At 57.6% G+C, this 19,048-nt stretch carries 11 protein-coding genes; all 11 read right to left on the bottom strand.

Annotated features, from left to right (window positions below):
- Positions 1–36: 36 nt before the first annotated feature.
- Positions 37–1,206, bottom strand: a complete 1,170-nt coding sequence (locus HWX25_RS16455) for a nucleotide sugar dehydrogenase (protein ID WP_059689028.1) — start codon at positions 1,204–1,206, stop codon at positions 37–39.
- A 157-nt stretch (positions 1,207–1,363) separates the two neighbouring features.
- Entirely contained in the window at positions 1,364–2,752 is a 1,389-nt protein-coding gene (locus HWX25_RS16450) for a BNR repeat-containing protein (protein ID WP_175909167.1), read from the bottom strand.
- A 105-nt stretch (positions 2,753–2,857) separates the two neighbouring features.
- On the bottom strand, positions 2,858–8,263 hold the full coding sequence (locus tag HWX25_RS16445; RefSeq protein ID WP_175909165.1) for a glycoside hydrolase family 99-like domain-containing protein: 5,406 nt from the start codon (positions 8,261–8,263) through the stop codon (positions 2,858–2,860).
- Positions 8,264–8,280: 17 nt separating this feature from the next.
- Entirely contained in the window at positions 8,281–10,128 is a 1,848-nt protein-coding gene (locus HWX25_RS16440) for a BNR repeat-containing protein (protein ID WP_175909163.1), read from the bottom strand.
- Entirely contained in the window at positions 10,125–12,374 is a 2,250-nt protein-coding gene (locus HWX25_RS16435; RefSeq protein WP_175909161.1) for a hypothetical protein, read from the bottom strand. Before HWX25_RS16435 ends, HWX25_RS16440 begins: the two co-directional genes overlap by 4 nt.
- On the bottom strand, positions 12,371–13,639 hold the full coding sequence (wecC, locus tag HWX25_RS16430) for a UDP-N-acetyl-D-mannosamine dehydrogenase (protein WP_175909159.1): 1,269 nt from the start codon (positions 13,637–13,639) through the stop codon (positions 12,371–12,373). The genes HWX25_RS16435 and wecC overlap by 4 nt, the downstream gene beginning before the upstream one ends.
- Positions 13,636–14,754, bottom strand: coding sequence for a UDP-N-acetylglucosamine 2-epimerase (non-hydrolyzing) (gene wecB / locus HWX25_RS16425; protein ID WP_175909157.1), 1,119 nt, complete (start codon positions 14,752–14,754; stop codon positions 13,636–13,638). Before wecB ends, wecC begins: the two co-directional genes overlap by 4 nt.
- 14 nt (positions 14,755–14,768) lie before the next feature.
- Positions 14,769–15,941: a chain-length determining protein gene (locus HWX25_RS16420; RefSeq protein WP_244138774.1), complete on the bottom strand. Its 1,173-nt coding sequence runs from the start codon at positions 15,939–15,941 to the stop codon at positions 14,769–14,771.
- A complete protein-coding gene (locus HWX25_RS16415) occupies positions 15,938–16,600 on the bottom strand; it encodes an ABC transporter ATP-binding protein (protein ID WP_175909155.1) in 663 nt (220 codons plus the stop codon). Before HWX25_RS16415 ends, HWX25_RS16420 begins: the two co-directional genes overlap by 4 nt.
- The gene (locus tag HWX25_RS16410; protein WP_175909153.1) at positions 16,597–17,412 is read right to left on the bottom strand and encodes an ABC transporter permease; all 816 of its coding nucleotides are present in this window, start codon (positions 17,410–17,412) and stop codon (positions 16,597–16,599) included. The genes HWX25_RS16415 and HWX25_RS16410 overlap by 4 nt, the downstream gene beginning before the upstream one ends.
- A gap of 6 nt (positions 17,413–17,418) precedes the next feature.
- Positions 17,419–18,585, bottom strand: coding sequence for a polysaccharide biosynthesis/export family protein (locus tag HWX25_RS16405; protein WP_059820489.1), 1,167 nt, complete (start codon positions 18,583–18,585; stop codon positions 17,419–17,421).
- Positions 18,586–19,048: the final 463 nt, after the last annotated feature.

The following is a 19,048-nucleotide window of genomic DNA, read 5'->3' as shown; positions in this document are numbered from 1 at the left end:
TCGCCGCGCGCGCCGGGTGACCAGGCTTCTGGCCGATCATGCGTCCCCGCCGAACAGGTCGCGCGTGTAGACCTTGCCTGCGACGTCGGTCAGGTCGTCGGTCAGGCGGTTGGCAACGATCACGTCGGCGGAGCGCTTGAATTCAGCCAGGTCGTGGACGACCGACGAGTTGAAGAACGTCGATTCGTGCAATGCCGGCTCGTAGACGATGACCTCGACGCCCTTGGCCTTGATGCGCTTCATGACGCCCTGGATGCTGGACGCGCGGAAATTGTCGGACCCGGCCTTCATCACGAGGCGATAAATGCCGACAACCTTCGGCTTGCGCTTGAGAATGCTCTCGGCAATGAAGTCCTTGCGCGTGCTGTTCGACTCGACGATCGCACGAATCAGGTTCTGCGGGACGTCGCGATAGTTGGCCAGCAACTGCTTCGTATCCTTGGGCAGACAGTAGCCGCCGTAGCCGAAGCTCGGGTTGTTGTAGTGCGCACCGATGCGTGGATCGAGACATACGCCGTCGACGATCTGGTGCGTGTCGAGACCGTGCTGCGCGGCGTAGGTGTCCAGTTCGTTGAAATAGGCCACGCGCATCGCCAGGTACGTATTCGCGAAGAGCTTGATCGCCTCGGCTTCCGTGCTGCCCGTGAACAGCGTCGGAATATCCTGCTTGATCGCCCCCTGCTTCAGCAGACCGGCAAACGCTTCGGCTCGCTCGGAACGTTCGCCGATCACGATCCGCGAAGGGTGCAGGTTGTCGTACAGCGCCCGGCCTTCGCGAAGGAATTCGGGAGAGAAGATCAGGTTGTCGGTGCCGAGTGCCGCGCGCGTACGCTCGGTGTAGCCGACCGGAATGGTCGACTTGATCACCATCACCGCGCGCGGGTTGATCGCCATCACGTCGCGGATGACGACCTCGATCGAGCGGGTGTTGAAGTAGTTCGTGTCCGGATCGTAGTCGGTCGGCGTGGCGATCACCACGTAGTCGGCGCCGGCGTACGCGTCTTCCTTGTCCAGCGTCGCGCGGAAGTTCAGGTTCTTGTGGCGCAGGTAGTCCTCGATCTCGGCATCCTCGATCGGCGACTCCTTGCGGTTGAGCATCGCCACCTTCTCGGGGACGATGTCGAGAGCCACGACTTCATTGTGCTGCGACAGCAGGACGGCGTTGGACAGGCCGACGTAGCCTGTGCCGGCGATAGCGATTTTCATGCGTGTTTCTCACAGGCAAACACAGGAACTTTCATCTCTTATATCTACCCTTAATTTCATTGGCTGCTTGATATGAGCAGCCGAAAATATCGAATCCCGAGCTCCGGATCGAGCGAGTATCGTTCCGATCCGACGCTCACGACAGGCCAAAAACCCATCAAGGCGACCTACGGTCCGTATGCAAGATCAGATCTGAAGTGAAATCGCACGGGACGGCGGCGTTATCACAATTTCGCGGCTTGTCCCTGTTATCGGCCGGCAAGCTGAACCACGTTACGACATGACTCTCCTTCGATTCATGTGCCGCCATGTTCTCGAATCTCACCACCTGAACGTTGGGCACTGCGCCATTAGGTGCCTTCACCTTCCGGACAGCCGGAGACGGACTCCACACATTGGGAGAAAGCGCCTCCGCCACCTTCATCGATTTATCGTCGTAGACAAGTGTCTTGGCGCCGATTTCCGGCTGGCTGACCTGTTCGATCAGGTGGCCATCACTCACCTTCACGCCCGAGAAGTTGATTTCACCCTTGATGGTGCCTCCGCCCCTCGGATCCCAACGGTAGGTCCATTGCGTTGCCGGCGCCGTTTTCCAGATTCCGTTTTCAAGGCGGGCGTGGAACAGTTGCGTCGCCCCCTTTGCATCGAACTTCAAGTATGAGATGACGGGCCGCCCGGCCTCATCGAACCCCAGCCGGATGTTATTCAACAGGCCGCTTCTTTCTGGGATCTCGTCCACGACTTCCGCCGTCCTGGGTGTAATCGGCAAAGGAATGACGTCGCCCGCACTGTTTTGCCACGTCTTGAGGTCACGACTCTTCGCGTAATTCACGTTGAAGTTCGTTTCGACGAAGTAATTTTCCCGCCAGACCCACGCAACGTGGAAGAAGCCATCCGGGCCGCGAACGTAATTCGTATGGTACGCATTCACGGGCTTCTTTTCCGAAGTGGGGGCAAAAATCGGGCGATTTGTCCAACGCACCCAACCGGAGTTATCGAGCCGGTTGATAAATTCCTCGCCGTCTCCGCTGTGCCCGGAGCGGTACGAAAATCCCAATGCACCATCCATGAACCGGAAAAAATAGGGATACGTCGCCTGCACCTCGTCTGATCCGATCATCGGCCGAACCGCTTCAAGACCGGCCAACTTGTCCGGAGCGTCCATTCGTGCATATACAAGCGGTGAGGCGTGCATATTCCCGGAAACATGAAGGCGATTCGACTTGTCGAGCGCAAGGACGATCGAGTTGTGGGCATCCCACCCGCCAAAGCGCGATGCAACCCTCGTCTTCGCAACCTCCCCGGTGCATTTATTGACCTGTGCAACCGACAACCATCGATCCGCGTCGTAGTACGAAACATAAATAAATTTCTGATCTTCCAGTGCATCGAATTTGACACGCGAAGCGCCCCACACCCGATCTATCGTCAGATCCAGTGACATCCCCGCACACTTCGCATCAGTGGCCTCGGCCGCCCACGATGCCGAAGATGCCGAGACACTCAGCAAGACCAGCAATCGAACAGCAAACTGCTTCGTTTCCAAGGCCACCTCCTCTCCGAATTACTCAAAGCCGCACCGTACAAAGAACCCACCTGAAGCGGCGCTCCCCCCTAGCCGCACGTTTCGTCAGCGGCCACCGCAGCTCACTCAGCGTCTCATCACAGCCCCGGCCGCTTCGCGCACGCGTCCCATTTCAACTCCGGCAAAGGCCGCCTTTACGAGCCCCGCGTATTCCGGATATCGTCGGGTGACCACATCCACGCCCGCTTTGACCAATGCCGTTTTTTCGCCCTTGAAGCTGGCCGTTCGAATGTGATAGACAAACGACCAGGGAGAAATCAGGTTGCGCCAGCCAGCCTTATAAGCACGCATGCAGAAGTCGTTCTCCTCGCCGTAGCCTCGCGGGAAGCCCTCCTCGTCAAACGCCCCGCATTCGTCAATGAGCGCTCGGCGAATATACATACAGAATCCCGACCCGGTCGGCACTTCCGGCGGAACACATGCCTGTGTTGCTTGTGTCACGAGGAGTGCGTATTCGTCGTGGCTCAGATGCGGCGGACGCGGACAATATTCGTTGAACTTCGGGAATGAAAACGCTCCTGCGTTATCACTCATCGCGGTAACGGTCGCCACCTTCTCTCGACTATAGGCGGCGGCCCGCAACCCCTCGAGCCAGCGCGGCGTTACGACCGTATCCGAGTTCAGCAGTACGACGTCGTTGTCGCCCGCCTCGCGAATCCCGCGATTTATCGTCTTGGTATAGCCGATATTCACGTTGTTCTTGAGAATAAGAACACCCGGCACGTCCTCGAACTCTTCCAGCATCGGCGTGATGCCCGGATCCGGACTCCCGTCGTCGATCACGATCAATCGGTCCCGAGTCAGATCGGTATGCTGGAGCACCGATCGCAGGCAGTCGCGAACGGCAGTGACCGCGTTATAGACCGGCACAATCACGGTCGTCGGCTTTGCATAGCCGATCGCGCGCGCCGCGACAGCGGCCGGTGCGTTACCCGTCGCGATCAAACCCTCACGCTCGAAGATCTTTGCATAGCCATCGGAAAGCGCGGCCTTCAAATTGTCTTGAGTGAAATGCTGCTCGACAAACATGCGTCCGGCCTGTCCCATTTCGGAGACGAGCTTGTCGTTTTCGCAGAAGCGCACCACCGCGTCCACGACTCCGTCGATATCGCGGTAAGGCACAAGAAAGCCCGTCTTCCCGTGCTGCACCAGCTCGCCCAGCGCACCCCAGTCATAGGCAATGACCGGGCGGCGGGCGGCCATTCCCTCGGCAACCGTACGGCCGAAACTCTCGGCAAAGTGCGAGAGATTGAGCAGCACGTTCAATTCCGACATCGCCTTGCGCGGATGTTCGGCATAGCCGGCAATGATCAGATTGTCGGGACGCGCACCGGACGCGACCTCTTCCTGCCACTTTTTGACCTGGGCATTCACCGGACCAACCACCACGAAGCGGGCTCGCGGTGTGCGTTCCGCGGCTCGCCGCGCCACCTCGACGAAATCTTCAACACCCTTCTTCGGAATATTCGAACTGACAATGCCGAACTTGATGGTGTTACCGAACTTGTTTCCCAGTTCGAAATCGCTCAGCGTCACCGCATTGGGTACGTAAAGCGTCTTTTCCGGACGCGAAAACAATTGACTCGTGGCGCGACTGTTCCCAATCACCCAATCCGAACGTTCGAATACACGCCCGATGATTTCGCTGATCGTCAAACCAAGTTGTTCACGCAAAGGGTCATCCAGCGAAATCAGTTCGCGCGAGTGAACGACCCGGGTCCTGCCCATGCGCGTCGCGGCCTCCAACGGCTCAAGCAGCACGATTGTGTTCGCATGCACGACATCGACCGCGTGACGCGCGATGATGTCTGCAAAGGTCACCGTCAACCAGGCCTTGCTGGCGCGGTTGTTCTTCCATTGCGGATAGGGAAAGCAATACACACCGAGGCTGCGCTCACATATTTCGCGAATGTAGGCCTTGTTTCCGCCGGACGGCAGGGTCATCACGACGTTGACGGATTGTTCGGCGAACGCGCTCAGCACATCCAGGAGACTCCGCTCTCCGCCAAACAGATGATGGCCGGAGATGTGCGCACAGAGCATCACTGTCGGCCAGTCAGGGTTCGGCTGCCTCTGTCCTTCATGCCAGGCAACCGAAGGCAGCGGCTTTCCGTCCGTGATGGCGTCTTTCGTATCCGCAAGCGAATTTTCCGGCAGCTTGAGTACGTCCGCTTCTTTCGAACTAGCCGCGATCCCCGCAGGCAATACTTGCGGCGTAACTCCAGCGACCGATTCAGCGGCCGAAGCGAAGGCCTTCAGATACGAACGACCCCACCGCTGATCTGGCTCAAGATAGGTGCCCTCCGCCCACTCGTTCCAGGCGTTGATGAAGACGAGCGACTCGTTGCCTTGGTTGAAACGCTGCTCTTGCTCGAGGATGCGCTGCATCCAGCGACGGAAGCCATATGGCGTCGCTCCGTGGAACACTCGCGCATCCGTCAGGCGGCGAGCGGTATTGTCCCAACCCAGCATGGTTCCTCGGTGAACCGGCCACGAATAACCATCCTCAAACTTCGCGATATCACCCTCGACCACTGCCGAGTAATCGAAGATCTGGCCGCCAAAATTCTTGTGCAGGTCGTGCACCTTGTCACGCAGATCCACGCGCTCCGCTTCGTGAGGCGGAAACAGGACATAACTATCGAGCCGGTAATCCTCCGGGGAACCTTGCAGCGTTTCCAGCCCGAACCGAACAGCGCACAGGTGAATCTCACCCAGCCCCGCCTTCCGGCACTCCTCTCGCCACGCAGCAGCGGTTTCCAGCCAGTTCGGAATGATCGAGATTCGATATACCATCATCACCGGCTTGCCGTCGTACCGAATCCAGCGCGGGTCCTTCATCATCGGGATCAGTTCCCGAATCAACGCGACATTGCTCTCGAGCGTATAGGTCTGCTCCATCAGCACATGCCGGTTCTGCCCATCCCAGTTCCGTGACCAGTTCTCGTTGGCCCAGCAAACGCAGAAGCCCGTGTCGACGCTCTTGGATCGAGCCATCTGCTCGATTGGATGATTCAGCAGTTTCTTGCCGTCGAACCAGTAGTAGTAGTAGCAGAACCCGTGAATCCCGAACTCGCTGGCCAGTTTGGCTTGCGCGACCTGTGTTTCCTCGAGACGCAGATCGTAGTATCCGAGCTCGGTCGGCACTCGCGGCTGATAATGGCCTCTGAACAACTGTCGAGCCCGGGTGACGTTGGTCCACTCCGTGAAACCTTTCCCCCACCACAAATCGTTTTCCGGAATCGGATGAAACTGCGGGAGATAGAACGCGATCGTCTTCAACGTCCGAGGACGAGCGGGCTGAATCGCTTGAGCGCCTTTTCTCGCTTCTGACTGAACAAACAGATTCCCGAGTTTTGCCAGTACGGACAACACGCCCAGAACAGTGGGTCGTCCCGGAAACCCGTTGGCAGCATTCTTGTCGCCGACAAGCTCGCTCGCCCAGAGCGCCGAAGCCAGCCCTCTCAACAGCAAAGGTTTGAGCCACACTTCGGCGCCGACCGGCACCGTGACCGTCTCGTCTGAAAGGCTCAGCCCCATGCGGGACAGTGCAATCTTCACGCCGTCGATCACACGATGATTGCCGCCCTCCTTGGAAAGCGAGACGAACCGCTTCGCACGTATTCCCCAGTCAGAATCCGCCGTAAATTCGACTGCCCGGCTCGCGACGTCCGACAATTCGTCGTCACCCTCGCCGGGCGCAAGCCACAGTACGGCCTGATAGTCATCGAATACATTCGATCCGGCCAGTCGCAGAAAATTCTGGGCGTTCCCTTCGCCATCGCCGTCACCAACGATCGTCACGGATGCGGTCAAGTTGCCGAAATTGACGTGCTCGACATCGGAGAACCCAAGTACAAACAAATCGTGTCGGTGGCCCAAAATGGGAAGCGTCCTTCTCACACGCTCCCACGCTTCGTCGTTCATCACGTTTGCCACGATCGCGATCGAGGCCATCGGACGTAGTCCGCGCAACATGAATGCGTCCTTTCCCAACCTGAACATCGGTTGATCGGTCCGATGGCTGACGTTCGACTTCGCCACCACGTCGTTGGCCGCTCGGTCCGCCCGAATCGTATCGACGGTTGCTTCGCGCTCGCGCCCGCGATTGATCAAATGACCAAAGAGTCGAACGATTTCCGAATCGTTCGAACAACGAAGGTCCGCCACCCAGTTTCGCAATTCCTCGGCATTAGCCCCCACGGACAGGATGTCTTGAAACAGCGTGCTGCGCCTCTTGCCCTGCTGCGAGTTTCCGTCGACGGCACCCAACACGGCTCCGAGCGCAGGTGCAAGCTTGTCGATAGAAACCATCGAGACTTCGTCATACTTGAACAGATCCGCCATTGCCGGCGAGTCGCAAGCCAGTACCGGGACCCCCATCCCGACAGCATCGGTAAGCTTTGCCGGAACCTGAAACTGCGCAGCCAGCCCACCGTCGTGCAGGAAAACGCAGACATCAGCCATCGAGACGACGGCCGGAATTTCGGCGAATGGTTTGTTGGCGATGAACGCCGTTTGGCAACCGCGAACTTGCTTGAGCGTCTCCTTCAGCGACTGATCCGGGAAGTCTCCCACGATTGCGAACAGGACGTCGTCCCGCCCGAGCTCGGCGATTGCCTCGGCGGTCTCAACCAGCCCCTTGTGCGGCCGGGGGGTACCAAAAAACAGCACGATTTTCTTGTCCGCGGGCAGGCCGTATTTTTTCCTGCTCCTGCTCTTCAACCCCGGCGACGGAACAAAGGCATTTTCGTCGCGAGCGTGACGAATAATCAGACCACCATATCGATTCTGCAATGCAGGGTTCGAAACGGTGACACCATCGAACAAATTCACCAGGCCAACGGCAATGCGCGTCCAGTCCTGGCCGGCCAAGTTCAACCTGGGGAACTGCTGATGCCTGTCCAGATACTCCCCGATGCCGATAGCGGACTCTGCCTGGACAAACGCCAACTCCTCGTCGTCGATGTCCATCAATACCTTCGCATCCCAGATCAGCTTGTACAGCGCGCCGAACAAGACATTCGGCCCGCGCGGCTTCGAGAGATGCACGATATCGTAGGGATGCGCGACAACCAGTTCGATAGCCTGCTCGACAAATCGCGACTCGTCCTCTACCAGGATTGCGTGCTTCGCAATTTCGGTTTCCTGTATCGGCCCCCAGATCTCCCGCCCGAACTGTGGAAAGAGGCTGCCGATGATCTCCACGTCGGCAAATCGCTCATACACCATCGCCAGCGTGTAGGCTCGCCCCGCCGAATTATGTGCGAGTTCCCAACTGCAGACACCCACTCGCGGCCTGCCAGCCTCTTCGCGACTCTTTCGATATCTTTGCTTCGCGAGAGCGAGGTTCGTCGACGCGATCCGGGCGAGCCCGGGCGTGGTGATCAACACCTCGGCATATTTCCGAATGGCGTCTTCGTACTTCCCCGAACGCATGTATTCGTTGCCAAGTGCGAGCGGCGTTTTCATATTCTTGTTCATCACATTTAGTTATTTGTGAATTTGATGTCCAACAACGTGACTGCAGAGCTCACAACCTGGCAGTCAAGGTCATGCGCCGGCTGCTCGTTACGCTGCAACAACAGGCTGAGAACACTCTCATTTTCCCAACGAGTTCGATCGATGATTGGTTCGGCAAAGCCGAGATCCTCATCCAGAATGAATCGCATGTTTTTTTCCGACCACATGTAATCGGGTGCCGCAAGCAAAGTCGCAGCCATTCGACCGCGGCTATGATCTCCGCGAGCGATGACATATACATTGTCGAATCGATCGATGACCACTTCCGGGCGACTTATCGGAATTTGCAGCGTCCCCTTCCCTCTCAATGCAAAAGGCTGAGTGCGCGCAGAAATGGTCTGATGCCGCCACTTCGCGCCATCGAAGTACAAATGCTGATACTGCGGAACCCCATCCGAATCGTCCGCATAGAAAACAATATGCGGACGGTTTCGGCTGTCCAATGCCATGCTGCACTGATTGATCAGATTACTTCCGGGCGAGATCGGGCAAATTATTTCAGCATTAACCTGAGTGATCGGAAGTTGATAGTCTCGACCCTTTGACGTCTGCCAACTGGCGCCATTATCGAATGAACATGCATATCCGATATTCACATTGTTGATGAGATCGTCGTCACCGAGCGTATGCGTGCGCCATACGAAGCTGAGATGCAAGCTTCCGTCGTTCCCGATGGCCGGATGGTTCCAGTAAGCGTTGCTCGTCCAGGGCTTCGACTCACTGCCGCTGAGAATCGGCAAGGGGCGATCCGTCCAGCGCTTGGTCTGTTCGTCGTACGCCTTGAGGCGAGCGTTTCCGCTATCGTGCACGCCGTCACGATAAAGCAGGACGAGCGGAAATCCATGACGCGGCTGAATGAAGGTCGGATAGGTCACCCGTTCCTCGGACGTGCCCGTCATCGGAAGCTCATCCGTCCACTCGTTAATGTCGTTGGCCGTGATACTTCGGCGATAACGCAATCGCGTAGCGTGATGCCCGTAGCACAGGTGGATATGGCCATTCCGGTCAACGCCGAGGCTAATACTATTGTGCGCGTCATTCAGATCGTACGAACCTTCTACATCATGGCTCTCGATCGCGTCCGTCTTCAGATTGCGCCGAACAATGCGCAGCGTCCGGGAATCGACATAGAACGCAGTAACCTGCCAGTTCAGATGGGTCAGTATCCCGTGATGCCTGAAAATAACGGTATTGATGGTGTTACCTGCCCACGCATCACCGAGATGGAGCTTTGACAGCGTGACAACGTCGAAAGCGGAACTCGAATGAGCCAGTCCGCGCAATGCCGCGCTTGCGTCACTTTCGAGATGGGTCGACGTCATGCCAAGCTCCTGACATTGTTGACTGATTCGCGCTTTGGTCAACAACACCTTGTCCGACCCGGGTGCGCCGACCCTGATCGACGATTCGAAATGTTTCAATGCACGGGGGAAACTCCCTGCTACGACAGCGGCACGTCCCAAGCTGTTATGCACGCCGGCGACGAGGATCTGACAAAGATGACGCTCGCTGACGCCCCAGTCCCGAGCGAGCCGCACATAGAGTTTGGCTTCGGCGAATCGTCCGAGTTGCAGACGCCCCGATGCCGCGAGCAAGGCCAGCTTTGCACGCTCGGGATGGTGTTGCAGGGTGGCGCGCTCCAGTCGGGCGAGGCTTTGCCAATCACCAAACTGCCACTGGGTACGTGCTCGTTCGAGCAGATTTTCGTCGTAAGGCACGACGGTCTGCTCGGACCGAATCTCGACGATTTCGTTCGGCCGCACGCGTTGACTTGCCAGTGCCCTGTAGCGCAAGTTCACCGACTTCTTTCTCATAGCTCTGGCTCTCGAAGCAGGATGTCCTTGATCAGCTCAAGCTGTGCTTCCGCGCGAATCATCTCTTCCTGCACCATCCTCTGACGCGCCTTCAACTCCGCATCGCTCTCCTGCTGATTTTCGAGCTGCTGTTGCAACGCGTTGATGTGCTCGATGTGCTCCGTCACCAGTCGGGAGGACTCGCCATGCTGACTCATCAAGGTCGACTTTTCACCTTCCAACTGCTTTTTGGCTGCAACCAGAAGTTCGATCTCTCGTCTGCGTTCGCCCTCCTGTTTGACGGCATCCTCATACCGCACCGCCAACGTCTGCCGCTCACGCTCGGATACGGCATTGGCTTGCTTCAGCGCATCGAGCTCACGCGAGCGCTCGGCCGCATGCTCGCTGGCACCTTCGAGTTGGGTGGTCAATGCCGAGTTTTGTTGTTCCAGTTCTGCTTTGGCTTGCATGAGCAGTTCGATTTCACGATCGCGATCGATCGCGTGCCTGACGACGTCGTCGTATTGCGCGACCAGCGCCAGATTTTCGCGCTCGAGACGTGCCCGATCCTCCGCAAGAACATCGACCTCGCGCGCGCGTTCGGCCACCTGCGTCGCAATCTCCGCTTGATGCCGCGTGGTCAGATCCCTTACTTCCTGCTCCAGCCGCGCGACCATCCGCTCGAGATCCACGACGCGCCGCGCCTGCTCGGTCGACTGCCTGAGCGTCGCCTCATGCCGCCCCTCCAGTGCCACCTTTTCCTGTTTGAGGTGCATCACGACCCGCTCGAGCGCTTCGACCTGCCTTGTTCGCTCGGCCACCTGAGCGCTGATCTGGTCGTGTTGCGCCAGCGCCGACAGCTTTTCCTGTTCCAGTTGAGCCCACGCCTGCTTCATCGACTCGACTTCCAGGCTACAAGCGATCAACTGCTCGATCACCTCCTCGTGCATTGCGATCGAGGCAAGAAGTTCTTCTTCCAGTTGAGTTTTTGCCTCCGTCAGGTCGGTGACGTCCTGACAGAGTTCGCCGACATGCTCGACGTTTCTCTCGTGCTGCTCGACGAGCTCGGAGCGCTCTTGCCCCAGTCGCATTTCGGCCTGCTTCAGGGTTTCAACTTCCCGCGTACGCTCGGCGACCTGCCTGACGGCATTTTCGTGACGAGCCACAAGCTCGGATTTTTCTCGCTCGAGGTCAGATTTCGTCTGTTCGAGATCAGATTTTTCCCGCTCGAGGCGCGCGTTGGCCTGTTTAAGCGCATCGACTTCCCGATCTCGGGTGCCAGAATGCTTCAGCGCCGTTTCCTGGTGCTTTACCAACGCGGACTTTTCCTGCGTCAGTTGCGTATTGACCCGCGTCAGCGCCTCGACCTCGCGCGTGCGTTCGGCAAGCAACTGCGCGCTCTCGTCACGCGCTCGAGCCAGACTGACCAGTTGCTTCTCGATCTCGTCCCGACGCTCGAAAAATCCGGCACCCTGCTTCGCTTCGCGTTGGCGAGCTTGCTTGGCTTCATGGCGCAACTGGCTGGCTTGGCGAGCCTCCGAATCGCTGAATTTGGTATCCGATGGCAGGATGTCCAGCAAGGCCTCCGCTTCGACGAGACTGCCCACCTCATGAAGCCTGAAGGCGAGCCATTTCAGTCGAAAGGACTTCGGCTCCAACGCGTACGCTCGTCGCGCCGCCTCTGCCGCGCCGGCGCGATCGCTATTCATCAGATGACGCCCGAGCGTCGTATAGCCGTTCGCCCGAGTGACCGGAGAAATCGAGTCGCGAGCCATCAGCTTTTCCACCGCCTCGAAGCCTCCGGCACCATACGCGGCAATGACCTTCGTAAAGTCCTTCCCGCCGAGCGCTTCGGGGGGCGACTGGCGACGATAGTTGCGCCAGATCTTCCCAAGCGCACCAGGTACGGAGAACAGCGTCTTCGGCGAATCGACGCCTTGAATCAAAAGATTCCCGAGCTTGATATTCAGGGCGTTTTCCCTCTCAAGCCGATGGACCTTTCTCTGCGCGTTCACCAGCGCACGCAAGCGCTGATTTTCGGCCAAGGCATTGTGCAACTCGTCATCGACCTTGCTCGCGCTCGATCCGCGATTTACCAATGCCCCGCTCGACCACTCGTCTTCTGCAGCTCTCTCCTGCCGATAACGGTGTTCGAGTTCTTCCTGCACCTGGTGAAGCTGCAATAGCAGAATCTCGTTCTCCTCTTTCATTGCCTCGAGACGAGATTCAACATTGACCCGGATGGTCGAATTTTCTTGTTCGATCATTGTTTTATGCCCTTCCAAATGCCACGTGTATCGATGAGTACCTTTCCATCGATCCGATCAGGTTTCACACTTTTGAATTCAGTGTGATCAACCAGCAAAACCAATATGTCGGCTCGCGAAAGTGCCTCATCAAGCGTCACCAGATTCATTCCCAAAGTCGCCAAGTGTTCCGGCATTTCTTCGAGATTCGGCTCAACTATCATGATCTTGCCGGGATGGCTTTCGGCAAGAATCCCGGCGATTTGTAGCGCCGGACTTTCGCGCAAATCGTCGATATCCGCCTTGTATGTAACGCCCAGGCACGCGATGCGGATATCGCCACGAGTGGCGCCGGACGTCGTCATCTCGACAATGGCCTCGTTCACCCTGCGAATGACCCACTGCGGCTTGGCGTCGTTGACGTGACGAGCGGCCTGGATCAACGTCGATTCATCCGGCGCGCTATCCACGATGAACCAGGGATCGACGGCGATGCAGTGCCCGCCCACCCCACAACTGGGTTGCAGGATATTCACGCGAGGATGCCGATTTGCCAGCTTGATGAGTTCCCAGACATCGATTCCCTGCTTGTCGCAGATCATCGAAAGCTCGTTGGCAAAAGCAATGTTGACGTCACGAAAGCTGTTCTCGGTCAGCTTGCACATTTCCGCGGTGCGCACGTCCGTGACAATGCAATCACCCTGCACAAATGACTTGTAGAGTGCGACGGCTGCGTCGGAGCATCCGCGCGTCATACCGCCGATCACACGATCATTGACGACCAGCTCATGGACGATGCGCCCGGGGAGAACCCGTTCAGGACAGTAGGCAATTCGAATATCGGATTCGTCACCCACCTGCTGTGGAAAACTGAGGTCGGGGCGCATCTCCGCCAGCCAGTTGGCCAACATTTCCGTCGTGCCAACAGGCGACGTCGATTCGAGAATGACGAGGTTGCCTTTGGAAAGCACGGGAGCGATCGACTTCGCCGCCGACTCGATACAGTTCAAATCGGGCCGGTGATCCGCCGTCAAAGGCGTCGGTACGGCAATGACGAATGCATCCGCTGGCTCGGCGTGCGCAGCCGCTCTCAGATAGCCGGCGCCCACCGCTGCCTGAACCAGGATGTCCAGTTCAGGCTCGACGATGTGGATATCGCCACGGTTGATCGTATCGACGACATACGGCGATACATCGACGCCAATGACCCTCAGTTTGCGTGAAGCGAATAGCGTTGCGGTCGGCAAGCCGATATAGCCGAGACCGATGATTGAAATGGTGTTCAACGTGTACTCACTAGAATATCGCGGATGCGTTGCGCAGCCTTGCCGTCCCCGTACGGATTCGCCGCTCGCGCCATCGCGGCATAGCTCGCCGGGTCGTCGAGCAATCTGGTTGCTTCCGCAACTATCGTGGCTGAATCCGTCCCCACAATCTTTGCCGTACCGGCCGCAACGGCTTCCGGGCGTTCCGTCGTCTCGCGTGTCACAAGTACCGGCTTGCCCAAGGCCGGTGCTTCTTCCTGAATGCCACCGGAATCCGTAATGACCAGTGCTGCCCGGTTCATCAAGTAAACGAACGGCAGGTAATCCTGCGGTTCGATCAGGAACACGCCAGGAGCATTTGCAAGAAGTCGATGTACCGGCTGCTTGACCTTGGGATTGAGGTGCACCGGGAAAACGATTTCGACGTCGCCCCGCTGCGCGATTTCCAGCAGCGCGAGACAAACGGCCTCGTGCCCTTCGCCCAGATTTTCCCGGCGATGGCCAGTCACAAGAATCAAGCGCTTTTTCGGATTGAGGAAGGCGAATCGGGTATCCAGCGCTTTGCGCTGAGCGACATCCTCGCGCATGCCGGCCACGGTTTCCAACAGGGCATCGACAACCGTATTGCCCGTGATGTGGATGCGATCCTCCGAAACACCCTCTCGCAAAAGATTGTCACGCGCAGACGATGTCGGAGCGAAGTGATACTTCGCCAGAACGCTCGTAAGACGTCGATTCGCCTCCTCCGGCCACGGAGCTGACAAATTCCCGGTGCGCAGTCCTGCCTCCACGTGACCCACGCAGATTTGCCGATAATGTGCCGATAGCGCCGCGGCGAGCGTCGTCGATGTGTCGCCCTGTACCAGCACCAGGTCCGGACGAGCATCGCTCAACACGGAATCAAGGCCTGCCAATGCCTTGCTCGTCATCCCCAGAAGGGATTGATCGGGTGCCATGACGTCCAGATCGTAGTCGGGACGAACACGAAAGAACCCGAGCATCGAGTCGAGCATCTGCCGATGCTGCGCAGTCACGCAGACTTTCGTTTCGATCTCCGGATCCTTCTTCAGCACGTTGACCAACGGCGCCATCTTTATCGCTTCCGGTCGCGTTCCGAGCACGATCAAGGTTCTCATCGCCGTCCCCGATCTCAATCCACGTGGTCCATGATGATGCTTTCCAGCAGCTTCACCACTCCGGCCAGCGCGGCCGCAACCAGCAACGTGACAAAGGCGTTGTAGAGCCGCCCCGGCTCCGTCGGATAACCCGGCTTGGTCGGCGTCTGAATGATCGAAACCATTTTCAAGGTCCGCGCGGCATCCATTCGCCCCTTCTCCAATGCGGACAGGGCCGTCTTGTAAAGATCCTGAGCGAATCCAACCTGCATTTGGAGGCGCTGGAACTCCTCGACGGTGTAGTTGAGCGTTTTCCTCGACGGAGAAGCAAGTTCGGCGCGCTTCTGGGCGATCTGCTGCTCAAGCGCATTGAGCGTATTCCTTAGCATCACGACCGTAGGCTGATTTGGACTCAGGGATGCCGGCAGTGCCGACAGTTGAGTCTGAACATCGGTCTTTTGCGCTTCGAGCTTGTCGATGATCGCGTTCAGACTCTCCACCGTTGCCTGCGGAGCGACCAGGCCTTTGCGGTTCTGAAAGTCGATTACGGTATGCGTTGCATCCAGAAGCCGGTCGTGCGCCGCGGTCACTTGCCTCGACAGAAAGTCGACTTGCGATTGCGCCAGTTGATGACCGATCTGATTCATGTGGGCCTCGCCCTCGCGAACCATCAGTTTGACGATCGCCTGCGACATATCGGGATCGTATGCCTGCGCTCGAATATGCAATACCCCGCTATAGTCATCGTACTGAACGTCGACGCGCGACAACCAATACTGATAGAACCATTCGGTCGGCGCATTCTTGAACCACATCCGTGAAATGGGATCCCGGCGCCAGTTGCTGAAATGCGAGCGCAAATCCAGAGAAGCATCAAGCTTCTTGAGCATATCGAGCGACAAGAGATACTCCCGCAGCAGCAACTGATCGGCACGATTCGGGCCACCGGCACCCGGGACGATTGCAGATACGTCCACGCCCGGATTACTGATTTGATCGGTTGTCTGAATGATGACGTTAGCCTCGGACACGTAACGATCAGACGCAATCAACAACCAGTACGGAATGGACAGCACCGCGTAAATAAAAATCAGCTTGATAACCAGCCTAAAAATCCTGAGAGAGCACACGACATCCTTGGCCCTTCGGAAAATGGCCACTAGCCGAGCGACGCCGCCCTCTTCCCCAATGGATAGCTGCTTTTTCATGCAAAAATACTTTCCTTGTACGCTCGCAATGCCTCGTCGAGTTCATCGAACCAGGAAGCGCGACCTTCGTTTATCCAAATTCCGGACTGACAGAACTGCCGAAGCGTGCTTTCATCATGAGAAACCATGATCACGCTCGCCTGACTTGTTTTTCCCTTGAATGCGTCCGCAGCTTTTTTTCGGAACTTCGCATCACCCGCAGCCGTGACCTCATCTGATATATATACGTCGAAGTCGAATGCGAGCGACAATGCAAATTGCAAACGCGATCTCATCCCCGACGAATAGGTTTGAACCGGTCTGTCGAAAGCCTCGCCCAGCTCGGCGAAATCCTGAATAAAGGCGAGCCGATCCCGAAGTTCGTCCTGTCGACCGTGAATCCGGCAGACGAATTTTGCGTTCTGCCGTCCGGTCAGCGTTCCCTCAAGCCCGCCCGCTCCCATCGGCCAGGACACACGGCACAGCCGCTCGACGCGCCCCTTGGTGGGATGGTCGACGCCACCGATGATGCGCAATAACGTCGACTTCCCTGCTCCGTTCACGCCGATCAGTGCAACGCTTTGTTTTGGCGGGATCGTCATGTCAATTCCGCGCAGCACCCATTTCCCGACGCCGTGCTCGGTCATGTAACGCTTGTGGACGTCCTCGATGCAGATCATCGCGTCACCAACTTATTAGAAAAGCGACGGTAAAGCGCCAGTCCCAATAACATGGCGCCAAGAGCCCACCCGTAGAGATAAGTCAGACTGATTCCGGGTGCCGTGTGATACGACGGCAAAAAACCGGTCCGCACCAGTTCCAGACCATGCACGACCGGGTTGATCAGCAGAATGTCCCGATATGGATTAGGTATCGACATAATCGGAAACAAAGCCCCGGAAATGTAATAAAGCGGCAAATAAAACAGCTTGAAAATGTGATCCACTTCGGGGACGAAATTCATCGCCACCGACGTTACCAGGCCGAGCCCCAAGCCAAACAACCACAAACCCAGAAGACTGGCGATAGCCAATAACGGATCCGCCGGAAGCAAAATCGGATTGAGCAGGTCAGGTGTTATCACGCGCCCCGTAGCAAGCGCCGCCGCGATTATGATGATCGAAATCGGGACCATCAAAAAAAGCTCCAGCACCGCTCTCACGATCGCCGCGTCAAACGGCTTTACCTGCCGGTAAACAAAGAATGCGTAGTTGCAATCGATCCCGTGCAACACCTGAATCCACGTGCGCCGCCAGAGGAGGAAGCCAACGAATCCCGCGATGATCCACATCGTTATCGCAATTCCTCCGACTTCGTGAATCCGGAAAGTCGTATATCCGAAAGCGTGTATCGCGATATAGATCACGGGCTCCATCAGCAACCACAACCACGCCGCACGCGCCTCGAACAACCGATCCAGCGCCTCGCGCAGGAACATGGCTCTCCAGACGGAGACCGTGACCTCGAACGGAGTACGCACCTTTGCCGACATCGCGCCTTACTCCAGTTCCCGGTTAATGGTCGCCGTCGGGCTGGCCACCATCACGACGAGCGTCAGGAACTTCTTGAACTCGACCTCGGGCGAGTTCGAGACGTAAATCACGTCATGATTCTGAATCGGGAAGTTCTGCGTCACGAAGAACGCGGCGGGATCCCGCAGGTTGATCTCGTAGACCACCGGCACCGTGCCATTGATGGCCCTCACCGTCTTGTCCTGCGCATCGACCAGCTTCGCGTCTTCGAACCGGAACACGAACACGCCGCGCGCGTCGGCACGGTTGTCGTTGAGGCCGCCCGAACGCGCAAGCGCCTGGGCCAGCGAAATGCCTTGTGCCTCGAACGGAATCTCGTCGTTCTTGCCCGTTGCGCCCAACACCGAGAAGCTTTGCGACTGGAAGAGCGCCGTCACGACATCGCCCGGCTTGAGCACGATGTTCTGGCGCGGATCGCGAATGACCGAATCGAGCGGCATCGTCGCAGTGACACTGCCTCGCGATAGCTGTACGGCCATGCGGTTGACCGACTGCTTCACGCCGCCGGCGAATGCCAGCGCATCGAGCAGACGCTCGCCCTTCGGGGTCAACGGCATCAGTGCGCTCGTGTTGACCTCACCCACGACCGTGATGTTCGACGCATTGTTCTTGGTGACGCTGACGAGCACCTGCGGCAGATTCGCCTTGCCCTTGAGATGGCTGACGATGCTCGCCTCGATCTGCTCGGTCGTCCGCCCCTTGACGGCGATCCGCCCCGCGAACGGGATGGTGATCGTGCCGTCCGAGGCCACCATCTGGTTGGGCAACGTGACGCTATTGGCCGTGGTCGTCGTCATCGGCTGCGCGGGCGCCAGCGTGCTGAACAGCATCGCCGGCGGCGCCTCCCAGATCGTCACCTCGATGACGTCGCCCGGGCCAATCAAGTAGTTATTGGTAACCGCGCTCGGAAAGATGGTCGCGAACTGGCCCAGTTTCTTGCTATCGGCAAGCTTCCTCGCCAACGTGTCGTTGACGTCCACCAGTTGAATGCCTTCGATCCGCCCGCCGGTTTCGGGTGCTTGCTGCACCTTCTGGCGAGACGCACCGGAAGCAGGTATCCAATCCGGATAGGTCCCACACCCCGAAAGCGCCAAAGCGGCAAGCACGGAAATTGCCAATAAACTCTTTTTCATGGATCTTGAGGTCAAGACTTTTTACTATTGATTTGCCAGCGTCATTTCCCGGGCGTTCAATCAACGCATCCCCCGAACACCCGGCCGCTTTTCATCAGTCGATTGGCTCGATCAGGCCATCGACCTCTCAAAAATTCTTCACTTAAATTTGCATTCTTTCGGCCATTGGCGACCGGAAAAGCAACAAACCCACCCTCTGTGACAGCAGAAGAAATGGTTACTGCATGTCAATTTCCGCCACGGATTCAGGCTCGATGGCGAACGAACTTCAGAAATTCATGGGAAATAACCGAAACGACAGCACGTCTTAAAACCGCGCCCGGCCTTGCCAGCCGGCCGTCTGCGCCTGTTATCGGGGTGGTCGATCCCTCTCCGGCAATCGCACTGTCCGCTCAGGTTCTCGCAACTTACAGCGCAGGTCTCCCAAACGCCGGCATTATCGCATGGAATTAGGACATGTCCG

The organism is Burkholderia sp. BCC1640 (assembly GCF_902833125.1).
In the GTDB taxonomy this organism is placed as follows: domain Bacteria; phylum Pseudomonadota; class Gammaproteobacteria; order Burkholderiales; family Burkholderiaceae; genus Burkholderia; species Burkholderia diffusa.
This window is presented reverse-complemented; position numbering and strand designations above follow the sequence as displayed.

Excerpts from the sequence above, each read along its gene's own strand:
- HWX25_RS16405 (WP_059820489.1), bottom strand. The coding sequence starts at position 18,585 with ATGAAAAAGAGTTTATTGGCAATTTCCGTGCTTGCCGCTTTGGCGCTT.
- HWX25_RS16420 (WP_244138774.1), bottom strand. The coding sequence starts at position 15,941 with ATGAAAAAGCAGCTATCCATTGGGGAAGAGGGCGGCGTCGCTCGGCTA.
- HWX25_RS16410 (WP_175909153.1), bottom strand. The coding sequence starts at position 17,412 with ATGTCGGCAAAGGTGCGTACTCCGTTCGAGGTCACGGTCTCCGTCTGG.
- HWX25_RS16435 (WP_175909161.1), bottom strand. The coding sequence starts at position 12,374 with ATGATCGAACAAGAAAATTCGACCATCCGGGTCAATGTTGAATCTCGT.
- HWX25_RS16415 (WP_175909155.1), bottom strand. The coding sequence starts at position 16,600 with ATGATCTGCATCGAGGACGTCCACAAGCGTTACATGACCGAGCACGGC.
- HWX25_RS16440 (WP_175909163.1), bottom strand. The coding sequence starts at position 10,128 with ATGAGAAAGAAGTCGGTGAACTTGCGCTACAGGGCACTGGCAAGTCAA.
- wecB (WP_175909157.1), bottom strand. The coding sequence starts at position 14,754 with ATGAGAACCTTGATCGTGCTCGGAACGCGACCGGAAGCGATAAAGATG.
- HWX25_RS16445 (WP_175909165.1), bottom strand. The coding sequence starts at position 8,263 with ATGAAAACGCCGCTCGCACTTGGCAACGAATACATGCGTTCGGGGAAG.
- HWX25_RS16455 (WP_059689028.1), bottom strand. The coding sequence starts at position 1,206 with ATGAAAATCGCTATCGCCGGCACAGGCTACGTCGGCCTGTCCAACGCC.